The sequence below is a fragment of the Cryobacterium sp. PAMC25264 genome (assembly GCF_019443325.1).
GTDB lineage: Bacteria > Actinomycetota > Actinomycetes > Actinomycetales > Microbacteriaceae > Cryobacterium.
On sequence record NZ_CP080383.1, the window covers coordinates 1,595,881 to 1,617,377 of the forward strand.

At 66.2% G+C, this 21,497-nt stretch carries 15 protein-coding genes and 2 pseudogenes; 3 read left to right on the plus strand and 14 right to left on the minus strand.

The window, feature by feature from the left end:
* Positions 1-19 precede the first annotated feature (19 nt).
* From zwf to pgl, 3 genes are read left to right on the plus strand one after another with little or no spacing between them, the layout of a single operon-like run.
* On the plus strand, positions 20-1,561 hold the full coding sequence (gene zwf, locus KY500_RS07300) for a glucose-6-phosphate dehydrogenase (RefSeq protein ID WP_066595491.1): 1,542 nt from the start codon (positions 20-22) through the stop codon (positions 1,559-1,561).
* Entirely contained in the window at positions 1,558-2,517 is a 960-nt protein-coding gene (locus KY500_RS07305) for a glucose-6-phosphate dehydrogenase assembly protein OpcA (protein WP_219902932.1), read from the plus strand. Before zwf ends, KY500_RS07305 begins: the two co-directional genes overlap by 4 nt.
* Positions 2,514-3,284 (plus strand): 6-phosphogluconolactonase, encoded by a 771-nt coding sequence (pgl, locus tag KY500_RS07310; RefSeq protein WP_219902933.1) that lies wholly within the window; start codon positions 2,514-2,516, stop codon positions 3,282-3,284. Before KY500_RS07305 ends, pgl begins: the two co-directional genes overlap by 4 nt.
* A gap of 103 nt (positions 3,285-3,387) precedes the next feature.
* On the opposite strand, the gene KY500_RS07315 is transcribed toward pgl, so the two are convergent.
* The 14 genes and pseudogenes from KY500_RS07315 to KY500_RS07380 form a co-directional block, all read right to left on the minus strand.
* Complete coding sequence (locus tag KY500_RS07315) at positions 3,388-3,756, minus strand: RNA polymerase-binding protein RbpA (protein ID WP_066595496.1); 369 nt, start codon at positions 3,754-3,756, stop codon at positions 3,388-3,390.
* A gap of 158 nt (positions 3,757-3,914) precedes the next feature.
* Entirely contained in the window at positions 3,915-4,166 is a 252-nt protein-coding gene (secG, locus tag KY500_RS07320; protein ID WP_066595498.1) for a preprotein translocase subunit SecG, read from the minus strand.
* Positions 4,167-4,283: 117 nt separating this feature from the next.
* A complete protein-coding gene (tpiA, locus tag KY500_RS07325; RefSeq protein ID WP_120336926.1) occupies positions 4,284-5,075 on the minus strand; it encodes a triose-phosphate isomerase in 792 nt (263 codons plus the stop codon).
* Positions 5,066-6,279, minus strand: a pseudogene (gene pgk / locus KY500_RS07330) (phosphoglycerate kinase). The gene tpiA and the pseudogene pgk overlap by 10 nt, the downstream one beginning before the upstream one ends.
* A gap of 14 nt (positions 6,280-6,293) precedes the next feature.
* Complete coding sequence (gene gap, locus KY500_RS07335) at positions 6,294-7,298, minus strand: type I glyceraldehyde-3-phosphate dehydrogenase (protein WP_066595509.1); 1,005 nt, start codon at positions 7,296-7,298, stop codon at positions 6,294-6,296.
* A gap of 90 nt (positions 7,299-7,388) precedes the next feature.
* Positions 7,389-8,015, minus strand: coding sequence for a superoxide dismutase (locus KY500_RS07340; protein WP_219902934.1), 627 nt, complete (start codon positions 8,013-8,015; stop codon positions 7,389-7,391).
* 104 nt (positions 8,016-8,119) lie between these two features.
* Entirely contained in the window at positions 8,120-9,100 is a 981-nt protein-coding gene (whiA, locus tag KY500_RS07345) for a DNA-binding protein WhiA (RefSeq protein WP_066595520.1), read from the minus strand.
* A 57-nt stretch (positions 9,101-9,157) separates the two neighbouring features.
* Positions 9,158-10,033, minus strand: coding sequence for an RNase adapter RapZ (gene rapZ, locus KY500_RS07350; RefSeq protein ID WP_219902935.1), 876 nt, complete (start codon positions 10,031-10,033; stop codon positions 9,158-9,160).
* A gap of 59 nt (positions 10,034-10,092) precedes the next feature.
* The gene (gene uvrC / locus KY500_RS07355) at positions 10,093-12,054 is read right to left on the minus strand and encodes an excinuclease ABC subunit UvrC (protein ID WP_219902936.1); all 1,962 of its coding nucleotides are present in this window, start codon (positions 12,052-12,054) and stop codon (positions 10,093-10,095) included.
* A gap of 13 nt (positions 12,055-12,067) precedes the next feature.
* Positions 12,068-14,936: pseudogene (gene uvrA / locus KY500_RS07360) on the minus strand (excinuclease ABC subunit UvrA).
* A 100-nt stretch (positions 14,937-15,036) separates the two neighbouring features.
* Positions 15,037-17,100, minus strand: a complete 2,064-nt coding sequence (gene uvrB, locus KY500_RS07365) for an excinuclease ABC subunit UvrB (RefSeq protein WP_219902937.1) — start codon at positions 17,098-17,100, stop codon at positions 15,037-15,039.
* Between the two features lie 9 nt (positions 17,101-17,109).
* Positions 17,110-17,772: a dephospho-CoA kinase gene (gene coaE, locus KY500_RS07370; RefSeq protein WP_219902938.1), complete on the minus strand. Its 663-nt coding sequence runs from the start codon at positions 17,770-17,772 to the stop codon at positions 17,110-17,112.
* Positions 17,773-17,944: 172 nt separating this feature from the next.
* Positions 17,945-19,402, minus strand: coding sequence for a 30S ribosomal protein S1 (gene rpsA / locus KY500_RS07375; protein ID WP_066595554.1), 1,458 nt, complete (start codon positions 19,400-19,402; stop codon positions 17,945-17,947).
* 369 nt (positions 19,403-19,771) lie between these two features.
* The gene (locus KY500_RS07380) at positions 19,772-21,448 is read right to left on the minus strand and encodes a DUF885 domain-containing protein (RefSeq protein WP_219902939.1); all 1,677 of its coding nucleotides are present in this window, start codon (positions 21,446-21,448) and stop codon (positions 19,772-19,774) included.
* Positions 21,449-21,497: the final 49 nt, after the last annotated feature.

Genomic DNA, 21,497 nt, shown 5'->3' on the forward strand with positions numbered 1-21,497 from the left:
TCACCCTCTAAGGAGCCGCATGTCCCCGGTGGAAATCACCCCGGAGTTCAATCCGTTGCGTTCACCCTCCGATTACCGCCTGAATCGAATTGCAGGGCCCTCGAGCCTCGTGATCTTCGGCGTCACCGGAGACCTGTCGCGGAAGAAACTCATGCCCGCCGTCTATGACCTCGCCAACCGGGGCCTGTTGCCGCCTGGATTCGCTCTCGTCGGGTTCGCCCGCCGGGACTGGGACAACCAGGACTTCATGCAGGTTGTGCACGACTCCGTCAAGGAGTACGCCCGTACCGAGTTCCACGAAGATGTCTGGGCGCAGCTGGCCGAGGGAATCCGGTTCGTCCCGGGAACCTTCGACGACGACGCGGCCTTTGAGCTCCTCAAGGAGACCATCGAGGAACTGGACCGGGAGCGGGGAACGATGGGCAACCATGCGTTCTACCTGTCGATCCCACCCAAGGCGTTCCCCCAGGTCACGGAGCAGCTGCGCCGGTCCGGCCTGGCAGAGCAGAAGAACGGCCAGTGGCGCCGCGTCGTCATCGAGAAGCCCTTCGGCAGCGACCTGAAGACGGCCCGCGAGCTCAACGACGTCGTCGAATCGGTCTTCCCGGCCGACTCCGTCTTCCGCATCGACCACTACCTGGGTAAGGAGACGGTGCAGAACATCCTCGCGCTGCGCTTCGCGAACCAGTTGTACGAACCGATCTGGAACGCCAACTACGTCGACCACGTGCAGATCACCATGGCCGAGGACATCGGTGTCGGCGGCCGGGCCGGGTACTACGACGGCATCGGCGCGGCGCGCGACGTGATCCAGAACCACCTCCTGCAGCTCCTCGCGCTCACCGCCATGGAGGAGCCGATCTCCTTCGACGCCGCGGACCTCCGCACCGAGAAGGAGAAGGTGCTCGCTTCCGTACGGTTGCCGGAGGACCTGGCCACGGGCACCGCCCGCGGACAGTACGCCGGTGGCTGGCAGGGTGGCGAGAAGATCCTCGGTTTCCTGGAGGAAGACGGCATGAACCCGGAGTCCCTGACGGAGACGTACGCGGCCCTGCGCTTGGAGATCGATACCCGGCGCTGGTCCGGGGTGCCGTTCTACCTGCGCGCCGGCAAGCGCCTGGGCCGGCGCGTCACGGAGATCGCTGTGGTGTTCAAGCGGGCACCCCAGTACCTCTTCGAGAAGAGCCAGACGGCCGCTCTCGGTGAGAACGCCCTGGTGATCCGGGTGCAGCCTGACGAGGGCGTCACTATCCGGTTCGGATCCAAGGTTCCCGGTGTCGGCATGCAGGTGCGCGACGTGACCATGGACTTCGGTTACGGCCACGCGTTCACCGAGGCCAGCCCCGAGGCCTACGAACGCCTGATCTTGGACGTCCTGCTGGGCGACCCGCCGCTTTTCCCCCGCCACGAAGAGGTCGAGCTATCGTGGAAGATCCTCGACCCCATCGAAGAATTCTGGGCAACCCAGGGTCAACCGGAACAGTACCGACCCGGAACCTGGGGGCCCGCATCAGCCGACGAACTGCTGTCACGAGACGGCCGGAACTGGAGACGCCCATGATCGTCGATCTGCCGGACACCACCACGTCCAAGATTTCCAAGGCGCTCGTGCGCATCCGGGAAGAGGGCGGCGCAGTCGCCCTCGGCCGGGTGCTCACCCTCATCATCGCCGCCGAACTGGGCCATGAGGAAGAGGCCATCGAAGCGGCCAACGACGCGTCCAGGGAACACCCCATGCGCGTGATTGTCCTGTCGACCCAGCCCGACGGCGCCGCTGCCTGCGACCCGCGTGTCGACGCGGAGATCCGGGTCGGCGGAGACGCCGGCGCCAGCGAGGTCATCGTGCTGCGCGCCTACGGTGACGCCGCCAGCGACCCGGAGAGCCTGGTCACCGGTCTGCTCCTGCCCGACGCTCCCGTTGTGGCCTGGTGGCCCGGTGAGGCGCCAGAGGTGCCGGCTGAGTCGCCCCTGGGTCGCATCGCGTACCGTCGCATCACGGATGCGTCCGCGCAGGACGACCCGCAGGCCGCCCTCACCCGGATCTGCTCGACGTACCGCCCGGGCGACACCGACTTCGCCTGGACGCGTCTGACCCTCTGGCGGGCCCAGCTCGCCGCGGTGCTCGACCAGCCTCCCTACGAATCCATCACCGCCGTATCCGTGACCGGGGCGGCTGACTCCCCCTCCACGACCCTGCTCGCGGCCTGGCTGCAGCTGCAGTTGCAGGTACCCGTGGACTACGATCTCACCACAGGTGAGAACTCGAACGGGATCCGCGGCGTGCACCTCACCCGCGCATCCGGTGTCATCTCCCTGGAGCGCGAGGTCCCCGGAATCGCCACGCTGACCCAGCCGGGCCAGCCGGTGCAGGATCTGACGCTCAAGCGCCGTAGCCTGCGGGATTGCCTGAGCGACGAACTCCGTCGCCTCGATCCCGACGAACTGTACGGGGAGGTCATCACGCGTGGCCTGCCGCAGCTGACGGACGCCACCACACCGACCGGAGGTCACTCATGACACACGACAGGCGTGTACTCGTACACGACGACAAGGCGGCGCTCATCGAGTCCGTCGCCACGCGCTTCCTCACCAAGATGGCCGACATCCTGCACGAACAGGGCCACGCCCATGTGGTGCTCACCGGAGGAAGCGTCGGGACGGGTGTGCTGGAGGCCATCAACGCCTCCCCCGACCGCGACAGTGTGAACTGGTCCAAGATCGACGTCTGGTGGGGCGACGAGCGTTGGGTCCCCCGGGGCCACGCCGACCGCAACGAGGGGCAGGCCCGCGCAGCCCTGCTCGACCACATCGATATTCCGGCCGCTAACGTTCACGCGTACCCCGCGTCCGACGAAGGCCTCGACATCGATGCGGCCGCGGATCGGTATGCGGCCGAGCTCCAGTCGATGGCCGCCCCTGAGTCCACGGTGCCGCAGTTCGACGTCACGTTCCTCGGCGTCGGTCCGGACGGTCACATCGCTTCCCTGTTCCCGCACATGCAGGGTATCCGGGAGAACGACCTCACGGTCATCGCGGTGCTGAACTCACCCAAGCCGCCGCCCGAACGTCTGAGCCTCACCCGCTGGGTGATCAACTCGTCCGAGCGCATCTGGCTGGTGGTCTCCGGTTCCGACAAGGCGTCTGCCCTTGGCCTCGCCCTCGCCGGTGCCAGCCGTGACGAGGTGCCCGTCGCGGGCATCCGTGGTCGGCATTACACGGACTTCTTCGTGGACGGTGAGGCGGCCGCGGAGGTCCCGGAGAACCTGATCGAGCAGCCGCAGTAGGCGACTCCAGGCAGAGCAAAAGCGCATCGGTTCCGAGGAACCGATGCGCTTTTTGTGTTGCCTGTGCGCTGTGCGCTGTGCGATAGGCCGTGGCCTACCTCAGTCAGTTGGTGGCGCTGAGCTTTCCGCGACGCACCCTGAGCTGCTGGAGGGCTTCCTCGAGGAGGGACTCGGCCTCTTCCTCGGTGCGACGCTCCTTGACGTAAGCCAGGTGGGTCTTGTACGGCTCGAGCTTCACCACCGACGGCGGGTTCTCCTTGTCCCGGCCAGCGGGCAGACCCGAGGACGGGCAGTCGATGGTGTCGGGAATTTCCTCGTCGGGCAGGTTCGCGGCGAAGTATCGCACCGTCTCGTTGCCGAGGGCGTCCCAGTAGGAGACCCGGATGCGATCGGCGTGGAAACCACGGTCCTGCTCGCCCATGGGGCCCGCTCCGACTCGCGAGCCGCGAATAGCGCTTCCGCCAGATGCCATTGTGTTCCTCCGCTTGAAAACTGTTCGGCTGGTTCAGGTTGTCTGCTGCTGGTCCGGTCGCGCCGTGGTTGACCGAATGCGACGGTGTCGCGAGCTGGTGCCGTAGCCCCGGTTGCCGGCCCGGTCCGCTGGTGAGCGGGCGGGCGGCAGCCGTCAGGCTACGCGCCGGTATCGAATTTGGTGATCAGGCCGAGCACGACGATGCAGGAGATCCACAACACGGCCAGGATGATGGTGATGCGGTTGAGGTTCCGTTCGGCGACGCCGGAGGCGCCGAGGTTGGAGGTGACGCCGCCGCCGAACATGTCGGACAGCCCGCCGCCGCGCCCCTTGTGGAGCAAAATGAGCATAGTGAGCAGGAGGCTCGTGATACCGAGCAGAACCTGCAATACAACCTGGAGAATCTCCACGCGAAACCTTTCACAAAACGATGGGCGCTAGAGCTCCACCAAGACCACTGGCAATTATAGCCTGACGGCAAAACGAAACCCGCCGCACCCCCGAGTAGGGGATGTGGCGGGCGATCGTTACAGTCCGACGTGCTTCTGGAATCGGACGATGCTCGAGAACTCGGTGATGTCGAGGCTCGCACCGCCAACCAGGGCGCCGTCGACGTTCGGTTCCTTCATGAAACCGGCGATGTTGACTCCCTTGACCGAACCACCGTAGAGGATCCGGGTCTTGTCTGCGACGTCCTGTCCGAGCACCTCGGCGAGGGTCGTCCGGAGCGCTGCAGCGACCTGTTCGGCCTGCTCGGGCGTTGCGGCCTGGCCGGAGCCGATGGCCCAGACCGGCTCGTACGCCACGACGATGTCAGCGGCGTTGTCGACACCCGCGAGGGCTGCCTTCAACTGTGCGACGGGAACGGCGCTGGGGCCGTGCAGCTCGAGGTCCGCGGCGGTTTCGCCGACGCAGATGATCGGAACCAGGTTGTGCTTCAACGCTGCGGTCACCTTGGCGGCGACGACCTCGTCGGTCTCGTTGTGCAGGGTGCGTCGCTCGGAGTGACCGATGAGCACGTACTGGCACTCGAGTGCGGCGAGGAACGCCGCCGAGATCTCACCCGTGTAGGCGCCGGACTCCTGGGTGGAGACGTCCTGTCCGCCGTACGCCAGCGGCAGTTTGTCGGCCGCCACGAGCGTCTGCACGCTGCGGAGGTCGGTGAAGGGCGGGAACACGGCAACCTCGGTGGAGGTGAAGTCGTGGCCGGCGTCCTTGAGGCTCCAGGCCAGCTTCTGGACGAACGCGATGGCCTGGAGGTGGTCCAGGTTCATCTTCCAGTTGCCCGCAATCAGTGGGACACGCGTGTTTACTGCCATCCGAGGACCTCCAGTCCTGGCAGTCGCTTGCCCTCGAGGAACTCGAGGCTGGCGCCACCGCCGGTAGAAATATGACCGAACTGGTCATCGTTGAAACCGAGGATGCGAACTGCGGCGGCGGAGTCTCCTCCACCGACGACGCTGAGTCCGTTGACCTCGGTCAGAGCGGCGGCAACCGTGCGGGTGCCGTCGGCGAAGGGTGCCAGCTCGAACACGCCCATGGGGCCGTTCCAGAAGACGGTCTTCGACTCACGGATGATCGCTGCGAACGCAGCGGCCGTGTCCGGTCCGATGTCCAGGCCCAGGCCGGCAGCGCCGAACGGGGTGTCCTCGATCTGATCGGCCGGCGTGGTGACGTATTCGGCGTCTGCCCCGAACTTGGAGGCGACGACGACATCCGTCGGCAGCACGATCTTGACGCCGAGGCGCTCTGCCTCGGCAAGGTAACCGCGCACGGTTTCGATCTGGTCGACCTCGAGCAGGCTCGCGCCGACCTTGTGGCCCTGGGCCGCGAGGAAGGTGAAGAGCATGCCGCCGCCGATGAGCAGCGAGTTCACCCGCGGAAGCAGGTGGCCGATGACTCCGAGCTTGTCCGATACCTTCGAGCCGCCGAGGATCACCGTGTACGGCGCCTCCGGCTTCTCGGTGAGGCGGTCGAGCACGTCGAGCTCTGCAGCGATGAGCAGTCCGGCGGCGCTCGGCAGGATCTGGGCCAGGTCGAAGACGCTGGCCTGCTTGCGGTGCACGACGCCGAAGCCGTCGGAGACGAGAGCATCACCGAGGGCGGAGAGCTCGGTGGCGAACGCCACCCGCTCTGCGTCGACCTTGCTGGTCTCCCCGCGTTGAAACGGAGGTTCTCCAGAACGACGATGTCGCCGTCGGCCAGGGCCGCGACTGCGGCCTGGGCGGATTCGCCGACGGTGTCCGTGGCGAATGCCACGGGGGAACCGATCAGTTCAGCCAGGCGTGCCGCTACCGGCGCGAGGCTGTACTTGGGGTTGACCTGGCCGTCGGGGCGCCCGAGGTGAGAAACGATCACCAGACGGGCGCCCTGTTCGACCAAGGCCTTGAGGGTGGGCAGGGACGCCCGCACACGGCCATCGTCGGTGATCTGGCCGTCTTTCAACGGAACGTTCAGATCACACCGAACGATGACGCGCTTGCCGTGGAGCGATCCCAGCGATTCGATAGTGCGAAGCGTCACTGCGAGTCCCCTAGTTAGAGACGCTCGGCGACGAACTCGGTGAGGTCAACCATGCGGTTGGAGTAGCCCCACTCGTTGTCGTACCAGGAGGACAGCTTGACCTGGTCGCCCAGGACGCGCAGCAGGCCGGCGTCGAAGATCGAGGAGTGCGGGTCGGTGACGATGTCGCTGGAGACGATCTCGTCTTCGGTGTACATCAGGATGCCCTTGAGGGGGCCCTCTGCTGCTGCCTTGTAGGCGGCCTTGATGGCCTCGACCGTGACCGGCTTCTCGGCGACGACGGTGAGGTCGGTGATAGAACCGGTGGGCACGGGTACGCGCAGGGCGAAGCCGTCAAGCTTGCCGGCGAGCTCGGGGAGCACGATGCCGAGGGCCTTGGCGGCACCGGTCGACGTCGGGATGATGTTGACGGCGGCGGCGCGGGCACGACGGAGGTCGCTGTGCGGGCCGTCCTGCAGGTTCTGGTCTGCGGTGTAGGCGTGGATGGTGGTCATCAGGCCGCTCTTGATGCCGAAGTTGTCGTTGAAGACCTTGGCCAGCGGTGCGAGGCAGTTGGTGGTGCAGGAGGCGTTCGAGATGATGTCGAACTTCGCGGAGTCGTACGTCTCCTCGTTGACGCCCATGACGATCGTCGCAACATCGCCGGTGGCGGGAGCGGAGACGATGACCTTCTTGGCGCCGGCGGTGATGTGCTTGCGTGCGTCGTCGGCCTTGGTGAAGCGACCAGTGGACTCGATCACGATGTCGACGCCCAGGGCGCCCCAGGGCAGGTTGGCCGGGTCGCGCTCGGCGAGAACCTTGATCGGCTTGCCGTTGACGAGGATCGAGTCGCCCTCGACGGAGACGGTGGCGTCCAGACGACCCGTGATGGAGTCGTATTTGAGGAGGTGGGCCAGCGTCTTGGTGTCGGTGAGGTCGTTGACTGCAACGATCTCGATGTCGCTGCCCTGGGCCAGTGCGGCGCGCAGGTAGTTGCGGCCGATGCGGCCAAATCCGTTAATGCCAATCTTTACAGACACGAATGACTCCTGTTATTGATGGCGCATGTGGCGCCGGTGGTGGGATGAAAAAAGCGAAAGTGGTGGGTGCGGCCGGTGGGCCGATGAGCGCTACGAGAGTAGCAGCAGGCCGTTGGTCTTCTCCCGGGCGGCGACGAAGCGGGCCTGCACGTTGTCCCAGTCGACGATGTTCCAGAACGCTTTCACGTAGTCGGCACGCACGTTCTGGTAGTCGAGGTAATAGGCGTGCTCCCAGACGTCGAGCATGAGCACGGGAACGGTTCCAGCAGCGAAGTTGGCCTGCTGGTCGAAGAATTGCTGGATGATCAGGCGCTGCCCGATCGAGTCCCACGCGAGCACCGCCCAGCCTGAGCCCTGTACGCCCATCGCGGTCGCCGCGAAGTGCGCCTGGAACTTGTCGAAGGAACCGAAGAAGTCATCGATGGCGCTGGCGAGTTCGCCGATGGGCTTGTCGCCGCCGTTCGGGGACATGTTGGTCCAGAAGATCGAGTGGTTTACATGTCCGCCGAGGTTGAACGCGAGGTCCTTCTCCAGCTTGTTGACGTAGCCGAGGCTGCCGGAATCGCGGGCCTCCGCCAGTTGGGCCAAGGCAGTGTTCGCGCCGGTGACGTATGCCTGGTGGTGCTTGCTGTGGTGGAGTTCCATGATGGTGCCGCTGATGCTCGGCGCGAGAGCCGAGTAGTCGTAAGCCAGTTCAGGCAGGGTGTATTCGGCCATAGCTCATATCTCCTCATTTGTGTGGCGGCGGCAGGATTTCTCCCGCCACCTGCACTGTAAGTGACCTTTTTAGTCTACTCAGGTGGATAGGGGACGTTAGTCCCTCACACGTCGTCGAGGTCAGCGGGCAGGTTCGCGTCGGTGCCGGGGATCCCGAGGTCGACGGCCTTCTTATCGGCCATCGCGAGCAGCCGGCGGATGCGTCCGGCGACGGCATCCTTGGTCATGGGCGGGTCGGCGTGGTGACCGAGTTCGTCGAGGCTGGAGTCGCGGAACGACAGCCGCAGCTCCCCCGCATACCGCAGGTGCTCCGGGATATCGTCACCGAGGATCTCCATGGCCCGGTCCACGCGGGCGCAGGCGGCGACGGCGGCCTGCGCGGAGCGGCGGAGGTTGGCGTCGTCGAAGTTGACCAGGCGATTGGCGGTGGCGCGCACCTCGCGGCGCTGCCGCAGGGCCTCCCAGTTGAGCACGGTCTCCTGGGCGCCCATCTGCACGAGCATGGCACCGATGGCGTCACCGTCACGGATGACGACGCGGTGCACACCGCGCACCTCGCGCGCCTTCGCGACGATGCCGAGGCGTCCGGCCGCGCCGACGATGGCCATGGCGGCCTCGTTTCCCGGGCACACGACCTCGAGCGCGGCCGAGCGGCCGGGATCGGTCAGTGAGCCGGCGGCGAGGAACGCGCCGCGCCAGACGGCCGCGATCTCGTCCTTGGACCCGGTGGTCAGCCGGTTGGGCAGGCCGCGGATCGGGCGGCGTCGGGCATCGAGTAGGCCGGTCTGTCGCGCGAGGGTCTCGCCGCCCTCGAGCACCCTGACCAGGTAGTGGTTGGTGCGGCGCAGGCCTGAGGCCGTGATCACGGAGACGTCACTGCGGACGCCGTAGAGCTCGGCGAGGTCCTTGCGTACCCGCCGGGCCAGCAGGGCGGTATCGAGTTCCGACTCGATGGCGATGCGGCCGGAGATCATGTGCAGACCACCGGAGAATCGCAGGATCGTGGCCAGTTCGGCCGCCCGGACCGTGGTCTTCGAAACCTCGACGCGTGCTAGTTCATCTTTGACGTCGATGGTGAGTGCCAATCGTCATTTCCATTCTGTTGTTCGGGCCTGCCGTCGTGGTCGACGGCTGGCCTGCCGTTATTCTCGTCCGAGGTCGCGGTGCTTGAGGCTCACCGCTACGCCGGGAAATTCTTGGAGCAGCCCGGCCAGTTCCCGTGCCATGGCCACCGAGCGGTGCTTGCCGCCCGTGCAACCGATCGCGATGGTGGCGTGACGCTTGTTCTCCCGCTGGTATCCGGCCAGGACCGGGCGCACGGCGGTGGCATACGCGTCGATGAATTCCCGCGCGCCTTCCTGGCCGAGCACGTAGTCGCTGACCTCGGGGTCGAGCCCGGTGTGCGGGCGCAGTTCGGGGATCCAGAAGGGGTTGGGCAGGAAGCGGGCGTCGGCGACCATGTCGACGTCGGTGGGGAGGCCGTACTTGAAACCGAAGCTCATCACGGTGAGGTGCAGCCCGGCCGCGTTCTCCGCGGCGAAGCGTTCGGTGATGGTGGTGGCCAGCTGGTGGATATTGAGATCGGAGGTGTCGATGACGATGTCGCAGGACTCCCGAACGACGGCCAGGCGGGTGCGTTCGGCGGAGATCCCGTCGAGGATCGTCCCCTCCCCCTGCAGCGGGTGTGGGCGTCGCACGGCCTCGAACCTGCGCACGAGCACGTCGTCGCGAGCCTCGAGGAAGATCACCCTGACCTGGGTGCCGCTGCGCAACGCTTGGACGAGTTCTTGGAAATCGCCGAAGAAGTCGCGGCCGCGGATGTCGACGACGGCGGCGATCTTAGGCAGGTTGGTGCCGGCCCGGCCGACGAGCTCGACGAGTGGTCTGAGCATCTGCGGAGGCAGGTTGTCGACGACGTACCAGCCCAGGTCTTCGAGCGCGTTTGCCACGGTCGATCGTCCGGCGCCTGACATGCCCGTGACAATGAGCATCTCCTGCTTCTGGGTCTCCGTGCTCATGCTGGATTGCGCCTTCGGTCGAAGTGAGTGAATGTCCAGCTTATCGACCGGTGGCCTGCTCAGGCGCGCAGGTGCCGGTGGATACCCGCCGCGAGGGCCGGTCCGATCCCGCGGATCTCGGCAATGGAGTCCACCGAGGCCTCCCTGAGCTTGGCGACCGAACCGAAGTGAGCCAGCAGGACCTTGATGCGGGCGGGGCCGAGGCCGGGGATTTCGCCCAGAATGGTGTTGATGTCCCGTTTGCGCCTGGCCCGTTGGTGGGTGATCGCGAACCGGTGCGCTTCGTCCCGGATCCGCTGGATGAGGAACAGGGCGTCGCTGTTGCGGGGCAGGATGACCGGGTAGTCGGAGTCCGGCAGCCAGATCTCCTCCAGCCGCTTGGCGATGCCGCACAGGGTGATGCCTTCGACCCCGGATTCCCGGAGGGCGCGAGCGGCCGCGGCGACCTGCGGCTGGCCGCCGTCGACAATGAGCAGGTTCGGCTGGTAGCGGAATTTCTTCCGTTTCGCGGCGCCGCCGTTGCCGGCCGCGTCCTCTGCCTCATCAGGGGACGCAGCTTCGGCGGGAGGGGTGAGGCCTGCCGCCTCGCCGTCGACCGTGATGACCCCGCCCGTCGGCAAAGCCTCCGGGGTGCTGCCGTCGGGCACCAGGTAGGCCAGTCGCCTGGTGAGTACCCGGTAGAGCGAGTCGGTGTCGTCGGTCGACTCCGGCACCCCGAACCGGCGGTACTCGTCCTTGCGCGGCAGGCCGTCTTCGAACACCACCATGGACGCGACGATGTTCGTGCCGCCGAGGTGGGAGACGTCGTAGCACTCCATGCGCAACGGCGCCGACTCCATGCCGAGGGCCTCCTGCAGGTCTTCGAGCGCCTTCGACCTGGCCACGAAGTCCGAGCTGCGCCGCGTCTTGTAGAGCATCAGCGCCTGCTTGGCGTTCTGGGTCGCCGTGGCCAGCAGCGCCGCCTTCTCGCCACGCTGGGCGGCCACGAGCCGCACCTTGCGGTCCGCGATACCGCCCAGCCAGCCCTCGAGGGCGTCGGCGTCGTCGGGCAGCTCCGGCACCACGATCTCCCGGGGCGGCCGGGCGTCGCCCGTGTAGGCGGTCTGCATGATCGAGTCGATCAACTCGCTCATGCTCAGGTCGAGTTCCTTGTCGACGACCCAGCCGCGCACACCGCGGATGCGTCCGCGGCGCACGATGAACAGCTGCACGGCCGCGGCCAGTTCGTCCTGCTCGATCGCGAACAGGTCGATGTCGACGTTGTCGCGCAGCACGACAGCGCTCTTTTCGAGCACGGCGTCGAGCGCCTTGACCTGATCGCGACGCCGGGCGGCCAGTTCGTAATCCTGGGCGAGCGAGGCCTCCTTCATCTGCGCTGTCAGGCTGTTGATGAGTTTGCGGTCCTGGCTGCCCATGAAGCTGACGAAGCCGTTGACGATCGTACGGTGTTCTTCGATGCTGACCGTGCCAGAGCAGGGGCCGAAACAGCGACCGATCTGACCGGCGAAGCAGGGCTTGCCCGACTGCATGGCGCGTTTGTAGTTGGCGTTGTTGCAGGTGCGGATCGGGAACGCCTTGAGCATCAGGTCGATCGTCTCGTGCACGGCCCAGACCTTGGGGTACGGACCGAAGTAGCGTGCACCCTTGATGCCCGTGGTGCGGGTCACCAGGGCCCTCGGGGCCTCGTCGGCCAGCGTGACCGCTAGGTACGGGTAGGACTTGTCGTCCTTGAACTGCACGTTGAACGGCGGATCGAACTCGTTGATCCAGGTCCACTCCAGTTGCAGGGCCTCGACCTCGGTGCCGACCGTCGTCCATTCGACGCTGGTCGCCGTGGTGACCATCCGGCGGGTGCGCTCGTGCAGGCTGCTGAGCGGGGCGAAATAGTTGCTCAGCCGGGCCCTGAGGTTCTTGGCCTTGCCCACGTAGAGCACCCGCCGGGAGGCGTCGCGGAACCTGTACACACCGGGTTCGGTGGGAATCTCCCCGGGCTTGGGGCGATAGCTCAGTGCGTCAGACATCGTGTTCCTCTGCCTACCGTGCGGCGAGGACCTCCTTCAGGAACATTCCGGTGTGACTCTTCTTGACCGAGGCGACGTGCTCGGGGGTGCCGGTGGCCAGCACCTTGCCGCCGCCGGACCCGCCCTCCGGACCGAGGTCGATGACCCAGTCCGCCGACTTGATCACGTCGAGGTTGTGCTCGATCACGATGACGGTGTTGCCCTTGTCGACGAGGCTGTTCAGCACCAGCAAGAGCTTACGCACGTCCTCGAAGTGCAGGCCGGTGGTGGGCTCGTCGAGAACGTAGACGCTGCGCCCGTTGGAGCGGCGCTGCAGTTCGGTGGCCAGCTTGACCCGCTGGGCCTCGCCGCCCGAGAGGGTCGTGGCGCTCTGGCCCAGCCGCACGTAGCCCAGGCCCACCTCGACCAGGGTCTTGAGGAAACGGTGGATCGCGGAGATCGGCTCAAAGAACTCGGCCGCCTCGCTGATCGGCATGTCCAGGACCTCGGCGATGTTCTTGCCCTTGTAGTGCACGGTGAGGGTGTCGCGGTTGTAGCGCGCTCCCCGCAGACCTCGCAGGCCACGTACACGTCGGGCAGGAAGTTCATCTCGATCTTGATCGTGCCGTCGCCCGAGCACGCTTCGCAGCGGCCGCCCTTGACGTTGAAGCTGAAGCGGCCGGGCAGGTAGCCGCGCGCCTTGGCCTCCATAGTCTCGGCAAACAGCGTGCGGATCTTGTCGAAAACCCCGGTGTAGGTGGCGGGGTTGGAGCGGGGCGTGCGCCCGATCGGAGCCTGGTCGACGTGGATGACCTTGTCGAGCTGGTCGAGACCGGTCACCTTGCTGTGCTTGCCTGGCAACTTGCGGGCTCCGTTGAGCCGGTTCGCGAGCACCCGGTAGAGCACATCGTTGACCAAGGAGGACTTGCCGGATCCGCTCACGCCGGTGACGGCGGTGAAGACGCCCAGCGGGAACTTGACGGTGACCTTGCGGAGGTTGTTCGCCTCGGCGCCGACGACCGTGATCTCCCGCTCGGGGTCGAGGGGGCGACGGGTCGCAGGCGTGGCGATCGACTTGCGGCCGGACAGGTAGTCGGCGGTGAGCGACTTGGTGTTGGTCAGCAGGTCCGCATACGAGCCGGAGTGCACCACATGGCCCCCGTTGACGCCGGCGCCGGGTCCGATGTCCACGACCCAGTCGGCCGTCTTGATGGTGTCCTCGTCGTGTTCGACGACGATGAGGGTGTTGCCGAGATCGCGCAACGCCACCAGCGTCTCGATCAGGCGCCGGTTGTCACGCTGGTGCAGCCCGATGCTGGGCTCGTCGAGAACGTAGAGCACGCCCGTCAGGCCCGACCCGATCTGGGTCGCCAGGCGGATGCGCTGCGCCTCGCCGCCGGAGAGCGTTCCGGCGGCGCGGGCCAGGCTCAGGTAGTTCAGCCCCACCCGGAGCAGGAAGTCCAGACGCACCTTGATCTCGCGCAGCACCTGCGCGGCGATTGTCTTCTCACGGTCGGTCAGTTCGAGCTTGTCCATGAAGTCACGGGCGTCGCTGAGGCTGAGGCTGCAGATGTCGGCGATGCTCATGTCGTGAACGAGCACGGCGAGGACCTCGGGCTTGAGCCGGGTTCCGTCACAGACCGGGCAGGCGACCTCGCGCAGGTATTCGCCCCAGCGCTGACGCTGGCTGTCGGTCTCGGCTTGGAGGAACTGGCGCTCGATGTAGGGAACGACGCCCTCGAAACCGGAGGTGTAGCTCATCTCCCGGCCGTAGCGGTTCTTCCACTTGACCTTGACCTCGAAGTTGTCGCCGCGCATGACGGCGGTGCGCACCTCGTCGCTCAGCTTCTTCCAGGGGGTGGTGAGCTTGAACTTGAGGTCGCGGGCCAGGCCGTCGAGAAGCTTCTCGTAGTACTGGAACAGGCCTTTGCCCTGGGTGGTCCAGGGCAGAACGACACCCTCCGCGATGCTGAGATCGGGGTCGCCCAACAGCAGGTCCTCGTCCACCGACATGCGTGTGCCCAGACCGGAGCACTCGGGGCAGGCGCCGAACGGGGCGTTGAAGGAGAAGGTGCGGGGCTCGATCTCGGTCAGCTGCACCGGGTGGTTGTTCGGGCAGGACAGCTTCTCGGAGTAGCTCTGCCAGGCCTCGTCACCGGTGAGGTCGACGAAGTTGATCTGCACGAGCCCGTCGGTGAGCTTGAGGGCCGTCTCCAACGAGTCGGTGAGCCGGCTGAGCAGGTCGGGGCCGGCGACCAGGCGGTCGACGACGACGGAGACGTCGTGCTTGAGCTGCTTCTTGAGGATCGGCGGTTCGTTGAGCTGGATCTGAGTGCCGTCGACCATGGCGCGGGAGTACCCGCCGGCGGCGAGCTCCTTGAACAGGTCGACGAACTCACCCTTCTTCTGCGAGACGACGGGGCTGAGGATCTGGTAGCGCACCCGGTCTCCAGCTCCATGAGCTGGTCGGCGATCTGCTGCACGGTCTGGGACTGGATGACCTCGCCGCAGACGGCGCAGTGCGGCACGCCGATGCGTGCCCAGAGCAGCCGCATGTAGTCGTAGATCTCGGTGATGGTACCCACCGTGGACCGCGGGTTGCGGTTGGTGGACTTTTGGTCGATGGACACCGCGGGGCTGAGGCCTTCGATGAAGTCGACGTCGGGCCGGTCGACCTGACCGAGGAACTGGCGGGCGTAAGCCGACAGTGACTCGACGTACCGACGCTGCCCCTCCGCAAAAATAGTATCGAAGGCGAGCGATGACTTCCCCGACCCCGATAGACCTGTGAACACCACGAGCGAATCGCGCGGGATGTCCAGGTTGACGTTGTGCAGATTGTGCACGCGAGCACCACGGACGCTGAGTTGAGAGCCGTGCTCTACCTCTGAAATTGACACCATTCGAGTCTATGCAGTGCCACTGACACTCCAGTGCCACCCGCGCTCCTGCCAGGCCCCACCGGGGCTCCTGCAGGGCCCGGGCGGCCCAGGTGAGGCCCGATCAGGCCAGGTGCCCGGCCTTCTCCATCTGGCGGAGTTCGCGCTTGAGTTCGGACACCTCGTCGCGAAGTCGTCCGGCCAACTCGAATTTGAGTTCGCCGGCCGCCTCGAGCATCTGAGCGTTGAGGTCGGCGATAATCGACTCGAGGTCGTTGGCCCCGTTCGCGGCCAGCCCCTTGCGCATCGAGGGAGTGGGGCTACGACGCCGGGCGTCGCGACCGGCCAGGAGCTCCGCGGTGTCGGCCTCTTCGCGGGCGAGGACATCCGTTATGTCGGCGATGCGCTTGCGGAGCGGCGTGGGGTCGATACCGTGCAGGGTGTTGTATTCCACCTGCTTCTCGCGCCTGCGGTCGGTCTCGTCGATGGCCCTGGCCATCGAGTCGGTGATCCGGTCGGCGTACATGTGCACCTCACCGGACACATTCCGGGCGGCACGGCCGATTGTCTGGATCAGCGAGGTCGACGACCGCAGGAAGCCTTCCTTGTCGGCGTCGAGGATGGCCACCAGGGACACCTCGGGCAGGTCGAGACCCTCGCGGAGCAGGTTGATGCCCACGAGAACGTCGTAGACTCCCTGGCGCAGTTCGGTGAGCAGCTCCACCCGGCGCAGGGTGTCGACGTCCGAGTGCAGGTACCGCACGCGCACGCCGGCTTCGGTGAGGAAGTCGGTGAGCTCCTCGGACATTTTCTTAGTCAGCGTGGTGACGAGCACCCGCTCGTTGAGACCGACGCGCACCCGGATCTGTTCGAGCAGGTCGTCGATCTGGCCGGCGGAGGGTTTCACGATGATCTGCGGGTCGACCAGACCGGTCGGGCGGATGATCTGCTCGACGATGCCGTCGGCGATGCCCATCTCGTACTTGCCCGGCGTGGCCGAGAGGTACACGGTCTGGCCGACCCGGTCCTTGAACTCGTTCCATTTGAGCGGCCGGTTGTCCAGCGCGCTCGGCAGACGGAAGCCGTGCTCGACGAGAGTGCGCTTCCGGGACGAGTCGCCCTCGTACATGGCGCCGATCTGCGGCACGGTGACATGGGATTCGTCGATGACGACGAGGAAGTCGTCGGGGAAGTAATCGAGCAGGCAGTGGCCGGGCTCCCCCGCGCTCCGCCCGTCGATGTGGCGTGAGTAGTTCTCGATGCCGGAGCAGAAACCGATCTGCTCCATCATCTCCAGGTCGAACGAGGTGCGCATCCGCAGGCGTTGCGCCTCCAGCAGCTTGCCCTCACGTTCCAGCTGACCCAGTCGTTCGGCCAGTTCCTCCTGGATGGTGCCCATCGCCCGCTGCATCACATCAGTGCTGGCGACGTAGTGCGACCCGGGGAAGACCGAGACGGCATCGAGTTTCTTGACGACATCGCCCGTGAGCGGATGCAGGCTGTACAGCGCCTCGATCTCATCGCCGAACATCTCGATACGGATGGCGAGTTCTTCATACATCGGGATGATCTCGATGGTGTCGCCGCGCACCCTGAAGTGCCCGCGTGAGAAGTCGACGTCGTTGCGCTGGTACTGCATGGCCACGAACTTGCGGATCAACCAGTCCCGGTCGACCTTCTGGCCAACCTGCAGGGCCACCATCGCCTCGAGGTACCCCTCCGGGGTGCCGAGGCCGTAGATGCACGACACCGTAGAGACGACGATGACGTCGCGACGGCTGAGCAACGAGTTGGTCGTGGAGTGCCGGAGCCGCTCCACCTCTTCGTTGATCGAGGAGTCCTTCTCGATGAAGGTGTCCGTCTGCGGAACGTAGGCCTCGGGCTGGTAGTAGTCGTAGTAGGAGACGAAGTATTCGACGGCGTTGTTGGGCATCAGCTCGCGGAACTCGTTGACGAGTTGGGCCGCGAGGGTCTTGTTGTGCGCGAGAACCAGCGTCGGACGCTGCACCTGCTCGATCAACCACGCCGTGGTCGCGGACTTTCCGGTGCCGGTGGCACCGAGCAACACGATGTCGGTCTCACCGGCGTTGATTCGGCCGGCCAGCTCGGCGATGGCACCGGGCTGGTCACCACTGGGGGTGTATTCGCTCACGACCTCGAAAGGGTGAACGGAACGGGTAGCTTCCATGCTTCCAGTCTAAGGAGCCCCACCGACACTCGGGTCGGCGGACGCCTCGGTCGCCTCAGGGTGGGCGTCGTGGTGGGACCGCAGTTTGCGTTTCCACAGCCTGTCCACCTGGCTGAGGGTGGCGTCGAGGGACCCGGTCGAGTCGATGACGGCGTCGGCCACGGCCAGGCGCTCGTCGTCTCCGGCCTGAGCGGCGATGCGGCTCCGCGCGTCGGCCTCGTTCATGCCGCGCAGCTCCACCATGCGGCTTACCCGGGTTTCGGCATCGGCGTGCACGACGACGATGAGGTCGAACGGGTGGCCGACGGAGGCCTCGACCAGCAGGGGCACGTCGTAGACCACGACGACGTGCGGGTTGGCCCGCTCGGCCGCGTCGATGGCCTGCGCGGACAGGGCTCGAACGGCGGGGTGCACAATCTGGTTGAGCAGGTTGAGCGCGGCCGGGTTTCCGAAGACGATGGCGCCCAGGGCCGCCCGGTTGAGGCTACCGTCGGCGTTGGCGACCTCGTCGCCGAAGACCTCGATCACGTGCGCCAGCGCATCCGTGCCCGGTGCGACGGCCGCTCTGGCCAGCTGATCGGCGTCGATCACCACTGCTCCGTGCTCGCCGAAGCGCTTGGCCACGGTGCTCTTCCCCGATGCGATCCCGCCGGTCAACCCAATCAAGTACACGGCCCCATGCTAACGAACGCACCGGAACGTCAGCCGTGGGGCCCGCCGCAGTGGGCGAACGTGCACAGCGGGAAAGGCCGCGGAGCTGCGGCGGACACGACGGTTAACCGGCACAGGCCGGACCCCGACGGGTCCGGCCTGTGCGGCTCCGGCCAGAGCCGGAGGGATACTGCTAGTTGTTGCTGCTGAGCTTCTCGCGCAGGGCGGCAAGCGCCTCGTCGTCCGCGAGGGTGCCGGCTCCGGCGGTCTCGCTGGAGAACGAGTTGCCAGCGGCGGACGCGACATCGCCGGGGGCGATGATCTCGTCGTTCGCGGATGCGACCTGCTTCTTGTGAGCTTCCCAGCGAGCCTGGGCTGCAGCGTAGTCCTGCTCCCACTTCTCGCGCTGGGTCTCGAAGCCTTCGCGCCACTCGTTGGTCTCCGGGTCGAAGCCCTCGGGGTACTTGTAGTTGCCCTGGTCGTCGTACTCGGTGAGCATTCCGTAGAGTGCAGGGTCGAACTCGGTGCCCTCGGGGTCGACACCGTCGTTGGCCTGCTTGAGGCTCAGCGAGATACGGCGACGCTCCAGGTCGATGTCGATGACCTTGACGAACACCTCGTCGCCGACCGAGACAACCTGCTCGGCGAGCTCAACGTGCTTGCCGGACAGCTCGGAGATGTGCACGAGGCCCTCGATGCCCTCTGCGACGCGAACGAACGCACCGAAGGGAACGAGCTTGGTGACCTTACCCGGTGCAACCTGGCCGATGGCGTGGGTGCGGGCGAAGACCTGCCACGGGTCTTCCTGCGTGGCCTTGAGCGACAGGGACACGCGCTCGCGGTCCAGGTCGACCTCGAGGATCTCGACGGTGACTTCCTGACCGACCTCGACGACCTCGCTGGCGTGCTCGATGTGCTTCCAGCTGAGCTCGGAGACGTGAACCAGACCGTCAACGCCACCCAGGTCGACGAACGCACCGAAGTTGACGATCGACGAGACGACGCCCTTGCGGACCTGTCCCTTCTGGAGGTTGTTGAGGAAGGTGGTGCGGCTCTCGGACTGGGTCTGCTCGAGCAGTGCGCGACGCGACAGGACCACGTTGTTGCGGTTCTTGTCGAGTTCGAGGATCTTGGCCTCGATCTCCTGGCCCAGGTACGGGGTCAGGTCGCGAACACGGCGAAGCTCAATGAGCGACGCGGGCAGGAAGCCACGCAGGCCGATGTCGACGATGAGACCGCCCTTGACGACCTCGATGACCGATCCGGTGACAACTCCGTCGGATTCCTTGATCTTCTCGACGTCGCCCCATGCACGCTCGTACTGAGCGCGCTTCTTCGACAGGATGAGACGGCCTTCTTTGTCTTCCTTCTGAAGTACGAGGGCCTCGACCAGGTCGCCGACCTTGACAACCTCGGAAGGGTCAACGTCGTGCTTGATGGAAAGTTCGCGGGAGGGGATGACACCCTCGGTCTTGTAGCCGACGTCGAGGAGGACCTCGTCGCGGTCGATCTTCACGACGGTGCCCTCGATGAGGTCTCCGTCGTTGAAGAATTTCAGAGTCTTTTCGACCGCGGCAAGGAAGTCTTCAGCAGATCCGATGTCGTTGATGGCGACCTGCTTGGGTGCCCGTTCGGTCGTTGCGATTGTCATGTAGTAGTTGCTCCAGGATGGACATATTCGGGCCAGAAGGGAGGTTAGTGCGATTTACTATGATGTTTCCGCGACTGGCAGCGGCTAATTCGTCACAAGCGTGACAGTAAAGCTTAGCTGTTTCGGGGCGGGCCGGGCAACCCGCCCAACCAGGTATCTCCCCCGACTGGAGAACGCGCGCCAGACCCTCCGATTCCTCGCCCGTCGCGACAGAACTCGGGAACGTCCCCATCCGCTGGTCGAGCCTGTCGAGACCCGGTGACCCGATCCGCGGTCCGTGGATGCGTCAAACCCGCAGGTCGGCCCACGGGGTCTCGACGAGCTCGACCAACGTGAGGCCGCGACCCGCGGGTCGCGGCCAGGCGCGGGTCAGGGCTGCAGGGCCGAGCGGAGGGTGTCAAGGCCGACGCCGCCGAGGTCGAGCGCGCGGCGGTGGAATTCCTTGATGTTGAACGCCGCACCATCCCTGGCTTGTGCCTCGTCGCGCAGCTGCTCCCAAATCCGCTGGCCGATCTTGTACGACGGTGCCTGGCCCGGCCAGCCCAGGTAGCGGTTCACCTCGAACCTGACGAATCCCTCGTTCATGTTGACGTTCCGGGCGAGGAAGTCGAAGGCGTAGTCGGCCGTCCACACCCCTGAGCCGTCCGGGACGGTCTTGCCCAGGTGCACACCGATGTCCAGCACCACCCGCGCCGCACGCATCCGCTGCCCGTCGAGCATGCCGAGCCTGTCGGCGGGGTCGTCGAGGTAGCCCAGCTGCTCCATCAGGCGTTCGGCGTACAGGGCCCAGCCCTCGGCGTGGCCGGAGGTGCCGGCCAGCTGCCTGCGCCAGGTGTTCAACTTGGCCCGGTTGTACACCGCCTGGCCGATCTGCAGGTGGTGACCGGGGATGCCCTCGTGATAGACCGTGGTGAGCTCGCGCCAGGTGTCGAATTCGGTCACACCGACGGGCGCGGACCACCACATCCGGCCGGGCCGGGAGAAATCGTCGGTCGGGCCTGTGTAGTAGATCCCGCCCTCCTGGGTGGGTGCGATCATGCACTCCAAACGGCGGATCTCCTCCGGGATGTCGAACTGGGTCTCGCCCAGCTCGGCGACGGCACGGTCGCTGGTCTCCTGCATCCAGCGCTGCAGGGCGTCGGTGCCGTGCAGCTTGCGGGCCGGATCGGTGTCGAGGAACTCGATGGCCTCCAGCACCGTGGCGCCCGGTGTGATCTGCCTGGCCACGCTCTCCTGCTCGGCCACCATACGACCGAGTTCCTCGATGCCCCACTCGTAGGTCTCGTCGAGGTCGACGGTGGCGCCGAGGAAGCGGCGTGAACTGAGCGCGTAGAGGTCGCGGCCGATGCCGTCGACCTCGGTGGCGCGCGGCGCGAGGTCGTCGGCGAGGAACGCCGCGAGTTTGTCGTAGGCCGAGGCCGCCCGACTGGCCCGTGCTCCGAGGTCGGTGGCCAGGGTGGCCGGAAGCGAGCCGTTCTCCAGACCGGCCTCGGCGACGAAATGATTGAAGAACCCGTCGTTGGCGGCTGTGCGCCGTACCTGACCGAGCACCTCGACCACCTGGCGCCTGGCCGGGGTGATGCCCTGTTCGATTCCCACACGCAGGGTCTGGATGTAGCCGTCGATGGCCGAGGGTACGGCCTGCAGCCGCTCGGAGATGTTCTGCCAGTCGGCCACGGTACCGGTGGGCATCAGGTCGAAGACCTCCCGGATCTCCTGCACCGGGGAGGCGATCACGTTGAGGTCGCGCAGGTGCAGCCCGGCCGCCGAGCTCTCCAGGTCGAGCGCGAGGGTGCTGCCGAGGTCCGTGCGGGTGACGACGTCGACGGCATCGACCGGGCTCGCGGCGTCCAGGGCCGCGATGACCTCGGTGGCCGCCTGCACGTACCTGGCGTGCCCGTCGGGCGAGTAATCCGCAAATCCCGACCCATCCGCGGCCCGGCCGATGTAGGTGCCCACTGTCGGATCGAGGGCGACGAGGGTGTCCACCCACTGCTCGGCGATCTGGTCGACGGGTGTGGGAGTCCGGTAATCGTTGACAGTCATGCACAGAGCCTAGAACACGCACCCACCCCAGGACACGGCCGTGACGCCG